At 69.0% G+C, this 11,521-nt stretch carries 10 protein-coding genes and 1 pseudogene; 3 read left to right on the forward strand and 8 right to left on the reverse strand.

The genetic code is table 11. The features are described from left to right. Positions 1–198: 198 nt before the first annotated feature. Both IE226_RS41875 and IE226_RS41880 read right to left on the reverse strand, forming a co-directional pair. Entirely contained in the window at positions 199–1,428 is a 1,230-nt protein-coding gene (locus IE226_RS41875; protein ID WP_190086779.1) for a helix-turn-helix domain-containing protein, read from the reverse strand. Between the two features lie 10 nt (positions 1,429–1,438). Next, positions 1,439–1,726, reverse strand: coding sequence for a hypothetical protein (locus IE226_RS41880; RefSeq protein WP_229871933.1), 288 nt, complete (start codon positions 1,724–1,726; stop codon positions 1,439–1,441). Between the two features lie 721 nt (positions 1,727–2,447). Between IE226_RS41880 and IE226_RS41885 the strand changes: the two genes are divergently transcribed. Continuing rightward, positions 2,448–3,257, forward strand: coding sequence for an SAVMC3_10250 family protein (locus IE226_RS41885; RefSeq protein WP_229871934.1), 810 nt, complete (start codon positions 2,448–2,450; stop codon positions 3,255–3,257). Between the two features lie 404 nt (positions 3,258–3,661). Here IE226_RS41885 and IE226_RS45500 read toward each other — a convergent pair. The 4 genes and pseudogenes from IE226_RS45500 to IE226_RS41905 form a co-directional block, all read right to left on the reverse strand. Next, positions 3,662–4,848: pseudogene (locus IE226_RS45500) on the reverse strand (IS30 family transposase). 197 nt (positions 4,849–5,045) lie between these two features. Then, positions 5,046–5,957, reverse strand: coding sequence for a replication-relaxation family protein (locus tag IE226_RS41895; RefSeq protein ID WP_190086780.1), 912 nt, complete (start codon positions 5,955–5,957; stop codon positions 5,046–5,048). Between the two features lie 553 nt (positions 5,958–6,510). Continuing rightward, positions 6,511–7,362, reverse strand: coding sequence for a helix-turn-helix domain-containing protein (locus tag IE226_RS41900; protein ID WP_190086781.1), 852 nt, complete (start codon positions 7,360–7,362; stop codon positions 6,511–6,513). A gap of 13 nt (positions 7,363–7,375) precedes the next feature. Next, the gene (locus IE226_RS41905) at positions 7,376–8,125 is read right to left on the reverse strand and encodes a DUF6879 family protein (RefSeq protein ID WP_190086782.1); all 750 of its coding nucleotides are present in this window, start codon (positions 8,123–8,125) and stop codon (positions 7,376–7,378) included. A gap of 171 nt (positions 8,126–8,296) precedes the next feature. Between IE226_RS41905 and IE226_RS41910 the strand changes: the two genes are divergently transcribed. Next, a complete protein-coding gene (locus IE226_RS41910; RefSeq protein WP_190086783.1) occupies positions 8,297–8,536 on the forward strand; it encodes a hypothetical protein in 240 nt (79 codons plus the stop codon). After that, entirely contained in the window at positions 8,533–9,027 is a 495-nt protein-coding gene (locus tag IE226_RS41915; RefSeq protein ID WP_190086784.1) for a hypothetical protein, read from the forward strand. Before IE226_RS41910 ends, IE226_RS41915 begins: the two co-directional genes overlap by 4 nt. Before the next feature lie 632 nt (positions 9,028–9,659). On the opposite strand, the gene IE226_RS41920 is transcribed toward IE226_RS41915, so the two are convergent. Together IE226_RS41920 and IE226_RS41925 are read right to left on the reverse strand one after the other, a co-directional pair. Next, the gene (locus IE226_RS41920) at positions 9,660–10,172 is read right to left on the reverse strand and encodes a hypothetical protein (protein ID WP_190086785.1); all 513 of its coding nucleotides are present in this window, start codon (positions 10,170–10,172) and stop codon (positions 9,660–9,662) included. Positions 10,173–10,684: 512 nt separating this feature from the next. After that, complete coding sequence (locus tag IE226_RS41925; RefSeq protein ID WP_190086786.1) at positions 10,685–11,182, reverse strand: hypothetical protein; 498 nt, start codon at positions 11,180–11,182, stop codon at positions 10,685–10,687. Positions 11,183–11,521: the final 339 nt, after the last annotated feature.

Consider the following 11,521-nt stretch of genomic DNA (forward strand, 5'->3'; position numbering starts at 1 on the left):
CTGCACCCGGCTGCTCCGTGCTTGTCCCCGCCGCCTCGCCGCGCGTCGCCGCTGGTGTGGTGCCGGGGCCGGGCCGCTGCGGCGAGCGTTCGCGGACGGGGATGGCTGGTCCGCTGTTCGTAGGCGGAGCTGGCACGTCAACTCGCTGCCTGACCGGGGGACTGGCCGGCCGGGGGTTGGGCGGGGGAGAGGGCGGGTTCATGCTGCGGGCTGGGCGCGGGGAGCCTGCGGGTGTGCCGTGACGGGGTGGCTGGTCTGCTCGTATGGATCGTGGCTCGCGGTCAGGGACGGCTGGGTGCTGTCCGGTGTGTGCGGGGGCCGGGTGGTGTGGGTGCCGGGTCCGGGCGGTGGCGGTGGTTGGGGCGCGGGGGCGGCTGTCGGTGCGGGGGGAGGTCTGTCGGGGCCGTGCTGCTGGCTGGTCTTGAGCTGGAAGACCATCGTGCGGCCGCCGGCGGTGGGTGCGATGTCGTGGTCGTCGAAGTCGATGCCGTGGGACAGGGTGTTGGTGGCGATGATGAGATCGGGTGGGGCGGCGCCGTTGCGGTGTGCTTCCCGGCCGGCCGACCGGAACAGATGCGCGAGGCCGTCCGCGAACACCTGGACGCCCTCGGCCAGCGCGGCGGGGGTGTTGCGGACGGCGGTGTCTGAGGCGAGGACTTCGAGGGCTGGGAGGACGGCCGCTGCCAGGCGGTTGGTGTCGTAGAGAGCGCGTTGTGCGGTGAGTGCTTTGATGACCGGCTCGGCCGCGGCGGCCATCCGCTCGATGTCGTAGGGGCCACCGGTGCCCTGCCGGCCGAGCGCCAGGGCGGTGGGGCGGCGGTGGGACGGCTGTGCCGGATGTCTGCGCGGGGGAGCGGTGCGCCGTGCGCGGGTGGCCAGAATATGTTCGAACGCGTCGCGGTAGTGCTGCTGGGCGCGGCGGCTGACCCGGCACACGTCCAGGAAGGTCTGCAGCTGTTCGGTGCTGGCGGGCAGTGCCTTGCGGCGGATGATGCGCCAGGCGGTGGTCCGCGGGATCGCAGTTCGTCCGGCTGCGGGGCGGGTGAGGGCTGTCGGAGAGGGAGCGCCGGCGCGTTCGTATGCGGCGGCGAGGGCGGCGCCGAGGTCGTCCGCGGTGCGTACGAGGTCGGGCGCGGGTGCCTGCAGCGCCCGGAGCCGGTCGCGCTGGGCGGTGCGGGCCCTGGTGCGCAGGGTGCGCGCGCGGTTTTGGGAGGCTCGGTCACCTCCGCAGGCGGTGACGAGTGCGTCGAGGACGTCGGTGGAGGGGGCGAGGAGGCCGGCTTCGGCGCGCTGGACGGTGCCGCGGGAGACGGCGGCCGCCGCGGCGAGACGGCGCTGGGACAGCCGGGCGGCGCGGCGCATGGAGCTCAGGTACCCGGCGAGCTCGGCGAAGGGCCGGGCATCTGCGGCCGGTCGGGGCGAGGGCATCGACGATCCCCTACTTGCCCGCGCCGGAGCGCACTGCGGCCTCGACGAGGACGGCCATCAGCCGGCGGCCGCCGCCGGCCGCGGTGAGGACGGCCGCGCCGACGCCACCGCACCCGCCGAGCAGAATTAGAATGTCGCTGGTAGGCGTGCCGTTGAGGAACAGGGCGGTGCCCAGCGCCGGGAAGGCGACCAGCAGGATCAGCGTGTGGGTGGGCCCCAGGCGGCCCGGCAAGGGCGCGGGCGCCTGGCGGGCAGGCTCGGCGGCAGGGGGCGGGGGAAGAGCGGGCAGGCCGGTCATGCGCGCAGGACTCCGTCCTGACAGGGGCCCCGGAGCCTAAGGTTCGGGACCCGGCTGAATGGTCGCAAGCAGGCGCAGTCCTACGGCAGTTGGCCCTGCGATGCGGGGCTGCGCGGCGGCATAAGCCTTGCACGGTCGGCCCGACTCCCTCCCGGATTCGTGCCTGCTATGCGGCATTCGCCGGTTTGTGGCCCCATGGGTGTTCCGCTGGCCCGTACCCGATTCCCGCAACGCCGGGCCCCCGAAGTGCACGACGGCGTCGATGAGTTCCGCGCGGCGGGGGCCCGGAACGGCCCAGCGTTTGTTCCGGCGTGGTTGCACGCAGCGCCCTGCCGGTACGACGCTTGCTCAACAGCGGCACCAACGGCTCATCGCCGGTGTCGCCCTGACGGCAGGCTGGTCGCAAGCCCGAGCCCTTCAGGACCCCTGGCAGATGCGTTGGCCCGCACCTGCCGCACCGGCCGGTACCTCCTCGGTGCCGGCCGCCGGTGTTTCCCGGCGTGCCCGGTGGTGCTCGACACGCACCTGCTTTGGTGCGCGCCCGGTTCCGCTGCTGGCGGGGTCGCCGCGGCCCGGCCGCCCCTTCCAGTCGACCGGTGTCCGGCGCCAGCACGGGCTTCACTTTCATTGAGAACCTGCAAAGCAGGGAAGAGATGAGGCGGCAGCAACTGAATCCGCTGGCAGTGTGACAGTGGTCCAAGCCGCGAGAGAGGCGAGGGACGTGCGGGAACTGCAATACCTGTCGACGGCCAAGCTCGACGACTTTTACGAGCAACCGCGAAGAAGACTCCTCGATCGAGCCGTTGAAGCGGAAGCCAGCGTGCTGGGTTCTGGTGCTCGTGTCACTTTAGGGGAGGGTGTGACTGCGGAGGCAACACCTGCCGAGCGGCTGGAGCCTGTTCTGCAACACCTCAAAGAGCAGTGCTGGGCATGCCTTTGGGAACCTTCGGCGTGTGGACATCTGGGAGTCGGGGCCTGGCTCGAATTCCGTGGTCCCTTCCGCTACGGCGCTGCAGCGAGCGACGTTGGGTTCCGCGATCACGGCGTCTTTGCCTATGCGTCGCTGGAAGAAGGGCACTGCCCACACCAGGACGATGAGTTCTGCCCCAACATCAACTTGTTGTTATGCGGCTCGAAGCAACACGTACGGGATTACCGCGACCACCCGCCAACCAGGATGGGATCTGGTTCAGACTGGCTGCATGCCATGGCGGCCGACCTGGCTCAACGGGAAGCCTACGGGGATGCGACGCCCCCTGAGATGCTGGCTTCCACCGGGCTGAATGATCAAGAATTTGCCGCTAGATCCGCCTTTTCCATGATCTCTCACTTCTACCCGACCCCCGGCTATTTGCGAGGGCACGCCCGTGTGCTGTGCAACTTTCCCCCAGAACGGCTCCGGCATCGGATGATCGTTGCCACCCCTTTGTACGTGGAGACCGGGGTCCAGCCCACCCCACCAGCACCGCGAACCGGTGTGCCCGGGTGTCGTGGACGGTGGTGGCGTGCACGGCGCGGATACGACGGCTGAACCTGCGTTACGCACCTCCTTCGGCGAAGCGGACTCGGGGGAGGGGGCGGTGGCTGCGCGGGGCGGTTGCCCGCTTTTTGCGGGTGGCACGGGGCGTCGTGTGGTGCTGCTTCTGGCGGCCGTGCGGGCCTGGACTGCCGCTCCCGGGGGGTGCGGGGTGAGGGGCGCATCGAGTGATCGCATTGCGGGTGTCTCGATGTCAGCTTGAGCTTCATCCTTTGGCGGGGGGCTTGGGATGTGAAGGTGTGTCAGCGGGGTCACGTCTTGGATGGGCGAATTCCACGGATCGTGGCAACAGGGGCAGATGTATCCCTAACGGGCAAGTCGGCTTCAGTGTCGATGAGACGTGCTTGGTGTTCGATTATGAGGGCAGGCCATGTTCCCGTGCCGTTCTGTGTTGGTCTTCAGGAAGCCCGGGCGGTGAGTGCGGTGAACACGTCGAGTGGGGTTCTCCATCCGAGTACCTTGCGGGGCCGGGTGTTGAGGTCCGCGGCGATAGTCGCGAGGTCGGCGGCGGAGTGGACCGATAGGTTCGTGGACTTCGGCATGTACTGGCGCAGGAGACCGTTGGTGTTCTCGTTCAGGCCGCGCTGCCAGGGGCTGCCGCTGTCGCAGAAGTACACCCGGGTTCCGGTCGCCTCCGCGATGTCCCGGTGGTGGGCCATCTCTACGCCCTGGTCCCAGGTGAGGGTCCGGCGGAGGTGGGGCGGGACGGTCAGGAGGGCCCGGGTCACGCCGTCCCGTACCGCTTCGGCGGTGTGCCGGCCGGGGAGGTGGACCAGCAGGACGAAGCGGCTGGTGCGCTCGACCAGGGTGCCGACAGCCGTCCTGTTCCGGGTGCCGACGATGAGATCCCCTTCCCACTGGCCCGGGACTGTCCGGCCTTCGACTTCCTCCGGACGATCTTTGATCATCACCATGGGGGCGGTGAACCCGTCCTGCGGGCCGGTTTCGTGATCCGCCGGTAGCGGCGGTCACGGCCGGAGCGGAGCGTCCTGCGGGGCTTGCAGAGCAGCTCGCCGCCGCCGTCTGCGTAGAGGGAGCGGTAGATCGTTTCGTGGGCCACGGTCATGCCGGGCTGATCGCTGACGGCGCGCAGGTGCCCGGCGATCTGTTCCGGGCTCCACCGCTTGTCCAGCCCTTCCTGGACAGCGTCGCGGAGCTGCGGGTTGTGGGCGATCTTGGTGGGCTTGGGGCGGCACCTGCGGTTCTCGGCGATCGAGTCCGCGCGATGCGGGTAATACTCGTTGAGCGGCCCGGAGACGTTGCGACTGATCTCCCTGCTGATGGTCGACACATTGCGTCCCAGCCGTTCGGCGATCGTCCGCAGACTGGCACCAGCGAGGCGCATGTCCGCGATGGTGATGCGCTCGTCCAGGTTGAGATACCGGCCCCTCTGAGCCGGTGGTAGGGGCTGGTACTTCCTGCTCGACGGTCTGGCCTTCATCCAGTTCGTCGCGGTTGAGGTCTCGGTACCAGTGATCCGGCAGGCTTCTCGGATGCTCACGCCTTGCGAAACGACCTCGAAGAACCTCCGTTTCCGAACGCCGTCGGACCGGAAGTACCCGATGTTCGATGGGCCAAGCGGCATGTCCCAACACCTCACGTGAGCAGGGGTGTTGCGACGATCATGAGAACCCGCCATGTGCAGGGGGAGGGGTGTGGTGTCCTTCGAAAGTGCCCGGTCTCCGCACGGAGTGGGCAGGGTAGGTCCCCGTATGCGCGGGGGCGGGCCCCGGGGGCCGGCTGGTGGGTAGCGGTTTTGTGGCTTGTTCGCGGCAGGGGCGGTCAGAGTTCGTTCCAGGGGCGTGGCTCTGGGTTTCCGATGAGGGGTGTCCAGACGGGGGCAGCAGGCCCGTGTTGTTCGAGGTCTTCGAGGACGGCGGCGCCGAGGGGGACGTTGCGGGCGAGGTGGGCGACGGCGGGGTGGATGTCGGCCATGGACCTGAGGTCGGTGGTGCGGTTGTTCAGGGTGCGGGGGCTGGCGCCGGTGAGGATGAACAGGATGCGGGGGTAGAGGGGATACCAGCGCATCCAGGCAGGCCCCTCCGGTGCGAGGGTGGTTGTGCGGCGGCCGGTGGGTGCGGGCTGGTAGCGGTGGAAGCGTGCGTACTCGATCAGCTTTGCGGCCATGCGCTCGCTGCTCATGGTGGTGCGGTCGATTTCGATGAAGGCCCGTAGTTTGGTGCTGCCGCCGTCGGGGCGGGCCAGGCTGTAGTGCATGAGGGCGTCGGCGATGAGGCGTTGGCCGTCGCCGAGGTGGTGGGCGACTTCGGGGGTCCAGTCGAAGGGGCCGTGTTCGTCTCCGCGCTGTCGGGCGTCTGCGGCGAAGGCGAGGTGGGTGCGTACGACGGTGAGGGTGTGGGGTGTTTTCAGCGAGGCGGCGCTTGCGGAGGTGATGGGGTAGGGGGGCCGGCCCCGCAGTTCGGGTAGGTCGCGGGTGAGGCGGGCGCCGTCGGTGGTGAGGTACCAGGCGCGGGTGCGGTGGGACCGGGGCAGCACGGTGTAGTCGACGAGGCCCTTGTGGCGCAGTTTGTTCAGGGGGGTGGAGAGGGTCTGGCGGGCGGTGCCGGGCCGGAGCAGTTCGCGCAGTTGGCTGGTGGTGGCGATGCGGTGCTGGGCGAGCGCGGACAGCAGTTGGTGGGGCAGCGGTTCGTGGGGCGCGGGTGTGTGGGGCGTTGTGTTCTCGATAGCGCTCACGGGTGTCCTTGTCGGCGGGTGGCGTGGTCGGGTTTCTCGGTCGCAGCGGGGTGTTGTCGCCCTTTGAGGAAAGCCGGTGACCCCGACCGGAGGGTCGACCACGAAGCCCCGACCACGGTGACGATGAGGTCACGAATGCGTGGTCGGGGTGGGTGGTCGGGTCTCGACCACCCCTTCCGGAGCCTGACCACTACCCCGACCACGGTCACGATGGCGTCACGAAGGCGGTGGTCGGGCCTGTGGCCGGCCCCGACCACCGCCTGGACGCTGCTTGTGCGGCAGGCCTTTGACGCACTGGCGGGAGGACCGGACCCGGGGCGGAAGGTCTACCGGATACCGCAGGACTGCGTGTGGTCGGACTGCGCGTTGCTGCTGTGTTGTGCCGGGCCGGGGGGCCGGTGTGGACCGGGTGCGCGCCGCACTGATACCGGGGCAGTTCAGCCGGTTGGGCGGGGGCGGGTCTGTGGGGGGCTGGGGTGGGTTTCCTCCGGCCCCCGGGCGCGAGGGGGGCTTGTGCGGGTGCGGGGTGACGGGCCCTGCTGGGCGGGGGGTGTCAGCGGGGGTGGAGGGATCGCTGGGCGCGGGTGATGATCGCCTGTGCGTCGGCTCCGTATACGGCCCCTTCGCTCAGTGTGTTCCAGACGCTCAGGTAGGTGGCCACGTTGTCGTCATCGTCCAGCCATAGTTCTGCGTGCCAGTCCTCGGCGATGACGAGTCGCTGGTCCAGGATCCAGAAGCCGTTGGCGGCGGGGATCTTGAGCGGGGCGGTGAGGGGGATGATGCCCAGGCGGACGGTGTCCATGCCGATCGTGCCTGCGAGCCGGTCGAGTTGGCTGGTGAGGACGGCTGGTGAGCAGATCAGTGCGTAAAGGGCCGCCTCCCATACCAGGGCGTGGAACTGGTGGCCGCTGTCGTGGAGCCATTCCTGGCGCCGTATGCGCTGGCGTACTGCTTCGTCGGTGTCGCGTTTGGTGCCGTGCAGGTCGGCGTAGCGCAGGAACACGGCGCGGGCGTAGTCCGCGGTCTGGAGCATGCCGGGGATGACGGCCTCTTCCCACGCGCGGATGATCCGGGACCGGTGTACCTCGAGGTTCCAGCTGTCCTGTACGGGGCGGTGGCCTGAGGTGAGCTGGCGGCGCCAGGAACGGATGTGGGTCTCGAACCCTTTGAGGCGTGAGTCGAGTTCGGTGAAGACTTCTGGCTGCCGGACGCCTTCAGCCCAGGAACGCAGGTCCTCAGGCGTCGCTGTCTGCCGGCCGTTCTCCAGCTTGTAGATCTTGGAGTGCGGCCAGCCGAGCCGGCTGGCGAGTTGCGGGCCGGTGAGCCGACCGTCAGGACCCGAGAGCCGCAGCTCGCGGAGCCGGGCTCCGAGAGATTCGCGGGCTTGCTGAAAGTCTGTGCTCACAGGCTCCCTGCCGTCAGTCTGCGTGCACCTGCGCTGTGAACGCCCGGGTCGGGAGGGCGTGATGCACGGCCGTGTCCCGGACCTGGCAGTATCCCAGGACTTCGGCGGGCTCTGTGATCACCTCGATTCCGTGGAGGATGTCCTGTTCGTCGAAGCGCAGCACGGCTGCAAGGCGGCTGTCGAAGATCCAGAAATCCTCCTCCGGCAGGTGTGCGCGCTGTGCGTCCCGGCGCCAGATGCTGCGGACGTCCTCACCTGTGGCCGCGTTGCACCGCGAGTAGTCCATGAGGAACAGCTGTCCCTCGGTGGGCGGGTCGTCAACCACCCGCACGCGCCCTACGTACTTGCCGCCGGTCGTCTGGCGCAGGATGTTCGTGCACCAGTGGCTGTCCAGATCCATGGGAGCCCGGCCCGTGCGCCGGAACTCGGCGAATCCGGGGTCGTTTCTGTCGGAGGCGTAGCCGCGGCGTGTCTCCAGGTGCCAGGCCGAGTGCGCGAACGTCTCGAAGAGCCGGCCGAACTCTTCGGCGTCGATCAGCGCGGGCACCGGCTTCCTCTCCTTGGGCCCGTGGTTGACGAGCAGTTCGCGCGGCACCGCGACCGCAGCGTCGTGCGGCCCCAAGTGCTGGAGCTGGGCAAGGTCTTCCGGGTCGCTGACGGGTGTTCCCTGCACGATGACCTCGCCGGAGTCGAGGTCTTCATGAATTGCCGGGCAGCCGCCGTTCTTGCTGTCCGTGCCGTTGAAGCGCAGTCGCCTTGCCATGCCGCCTCCCTCAGTTCGGGGTTGTCGCCCCACAGCATCACGACGCGATGCGCCCCGCTCCAGAGGGTGCGGCCCCCGATCCGAGAACACACGAGAACATCCGGCCAGGGGCCGGGAACATTCGAGAACACCGCCCGGGCCCGGGGGCTGCGCGTCCCTACGGTTTCCGTCATGGCCTTCGCATCCGCGTTGAAGCGGCGCCGCGAGCGGCGCCCCGTTCCACTGCCGTGGCATCTGGGCGGGCAGCCCCGGGGCCCGGCCGGCATCGTGCCGCCGTCGCTCGCTGCTGTCGGCCCGGGCAGGCGGACGCAGGGGCCCGGCGGTACCGGCCGGGTCACCGGCCCCGTATATCTGGCCGCCGCACCCGGCCCCGGCAGCGGCCCCCGACTTCCCGCGGAGGCGTCCGGATGACCCGGCACACAGAGATTTCGGCGGTCGAGCGCTGGCTCTCCCGTGCGCAGGCCGCGCCCGAACTGGCCTGGCGCGAATGGAAGGACGCAGGCGTTGCCCTCCTGCCGTGCGGATCCCGGTTCTGCGCGATCAAAATCCCCGCTCAGCTCGTGTTCGCCGCCGTGGGGACGCCGGAGTACAGGGCCGTGGATGCTGCACTTGCCCAGCGGCTCGACGGACCGGTGATCCACGACGGGCGGGGCCAGTACGTCTACGCCCTGATCAAAGCCATGAACCCGAAGGACTGGCCCTTTGGGCGGGAAGCCCCGCTGCTGGGCGACGGCACCTACCTGGGCGTCCCCAAAGAGGAGCACAACGGGCCCTCCCGCGTTCACTGGGCTGTCCCGCCCCGGTTCCCCGGGAACTTGTGCTCACCCCGGTCAGTCGAGCAGCTCGTCGCCGCCGGCCGCGCCGCCCTGGTCGAGAGTGCCCTTGGGGCGGGTGAGCGGTGAAGACCACGGCCCCGATCGGGGCGCAGGAGGCCTACCGGGTCCACCTCGCGCACGTGACCTCCTGCCCTCAGTGCCGGGCCCAGGCGCCGTGCGAGGACGGACGGCTGATCCGCCGCGCCCTGCAGGCCGCCCGCACCGCGTCCGGCCGGTGCTGCCCTGGCGATAGCGGATCGGCTCCCGGCGCGTGTTGTGGATTGCGGCTGCTTCATCGAGGAGTTCGGCGCAGGGGGTCACTGACGATCGCGCGCCCGGGAAGGCTCGTCGCAGCATCCGTACCCGGACGCTGCTGAGGGGCCCGGTTGTGTCGGCAGGGGGCGTGTAGGTGCGAAGCCGGCACAGGCACGGGCGAGGGTATCTCGTGCATCAACTCTTACGGCAACTGCTGCACCAACCCTTGCATCATCTGTTGCACGGGCGTGTGAGAGGCCAGGTAGCTTTTTGCTGGTCAGTGGGCATACGGGGTGGTGTTCGGGGCTCTGACATCCCCTCTGATGCCCCTGCTCGCGCGCCCGTTGGTGGTGGGTGGTGGGCGGGTGCGGTCGGCGTGGCGGCTTCGGGGATCGGGCGGGGTTTTGGTGTTGCGCGTCGGCGGGGGTCTCCGCGCTCGGGCCTCGGCGTCCGGGTCGCCGTTGTCAGCCAGTTGGTCTGCTGGTTGGGGTGTCGGGGTCAGGGGCTGCCGGCTGTGCCGCGTACAGTGCACGCGCCTCGTCTACGGCGCGCTGCCAGGTGCGTTCGTTGCCGCCGTGTTCGCGGGCGAGTTGTGCCCCCAGCCCCCGGCGGTGTCCGCCGGCTTCCCGTAGCGCTTCCAGGGCGGTGGCGACGGCCTTGTCCCGCTGGGCGCGGCCCGACCCGCCTCCTTGGTTGCCTCGTCCGTCTCCCGGGCGTCGTCCGGCGGCCTGGAGGCGGCCGGTGCCGACGTCCTGGCGCCAGGCTGCCCAGAAGCTTTCTACGGCCTCTTGGTCGTAGTACTGCACGCGCTCTACGACGCAGGCGACCTCGGGGAAGCGGTGGTCGCCAGGCCGCTGTTGGCGTTGCTGGTACCAGCGGGCGACGGTAGCGGGGGATGCCCCGGTGCGTTGTGCGACCCAGGCGCGGCTGACCACCCACCGTTCGTCGTGGATTCGACGCAGTGTGTTTCTGCTCATCCCCGGTACTCCTTCACGCTGGGCTCAGCGCAGCATCGTGACTGTCCTTTCGCGTACGATAGTTGAGTCTCACCAGATAGAGACACTGGCGGGGAATTCCTGGGAGGGTTTGCCGACCCGTTCGACCAGGAATTTCCCGCCAGCATGCAAACTCCGCCGCAATGGAAGTCGTGAATCCGGGGATCCGGGGTAATCGTGATGCGGCGAGGCGCAGCAAGCAGCCGCTACGCAAAGTCGGTGGAGTGCTTTTCTTTTTGCCGCTTCGCACTACCTCCGGCATTTCGAAGACTCGAATCCTCCGGATTCTCCTTGTGCGCGTCCCCGCGCGTGCCGCCGCCCTGCGGGCGTGAGTGTGCGGCACAGCCCCAAGGGGGGCTGTGCCGCACACGTTTCGACTTCCAGTCGAAGTGGGCGCGGGGGTGCTGCGTTGTCATCCGCTGCACCCCCGCGCGCCCCGGCCCCGGCTCCGGGGCAGGAGGCGGTCCCGGGCTACTGCCCGGGACCGCAGGGTTCTAGGTGAGGCGGTAAGCAGAGGGCGGGTAGATCGCCTCGTCTTCGTCATCGTTGGGGGAGTGGACGCTGAAGGCGTCCGCGAAGTCGACGGCGGTGAGCTTGCCGTGCATGAGGTCTGCTGCCTCGGCGGAGCGGGTCTCTTCCAGCACCCCCCAGAAGAGCGTCCAGACCCGCACCTTGTCCTGTCCGGCGGTACCTGCGCCGGTAGAGCGCAGGAGCATCACGCCCGAGCTCAGGTGCTGCGCCAGGGCGACCGTCAGCAGGAAAGCGAAGTTCTCCAGCCGGGCAGGCTCCGCACCGATCATGTCGTCTCGTGACCCGTCACCCTCCACGGTGAGGGGCAGGACTGCGGTCAGGGGCTTCTGCCCCTCCATGGTGACGATCAGCCGCGCCTCGTGCTGACCCGGCATCAGGCGGGCCATCAGGTTCAAGACGACGGAGTCGGCTTCCTCGCGGGCCTCGGCGATGACGTCCATGGGAACAGGCTTGAGCTGCATTTCTTACCCTTCAGTTTCACCAGATAGAATTCCAGTCGGACGAGGTTGCCGCCCCTTCCGACTTCCGACACCCCTTATTTTAATGTTGGGCAGGCAACTAAGAAAGAGGAAGTAATGGCCAATCCAAAGAAATCAAGGCTGGAATTCGATTGATCATCACGGAGTGATGATCAAGTAGCCTGCCGGAGGCAGGAATTGACTGGAAGTCAAACCAGTTATGGAATAAGCCCGGAGGGCGCATTCCATAACCACCGCCCGGAGGGCGGCAATTCGCGCGGGGACGCGCGAAACGGAGCGCCGGAGGCGCGAGTATTCGGCTGCCGGAGGCAGAGCGAAGCG

The sequence above is a fragment of the Streptomyces longisporoflavus genome (genome assembly GCF_014649775.1).
GTDB classification, from domain to species: Bacteria; Actinomycetota; Actinomycetes; order Streptomycetales; family Streptomycetaceae; genus Streptomyces; species Streptomyces longisporoflavus.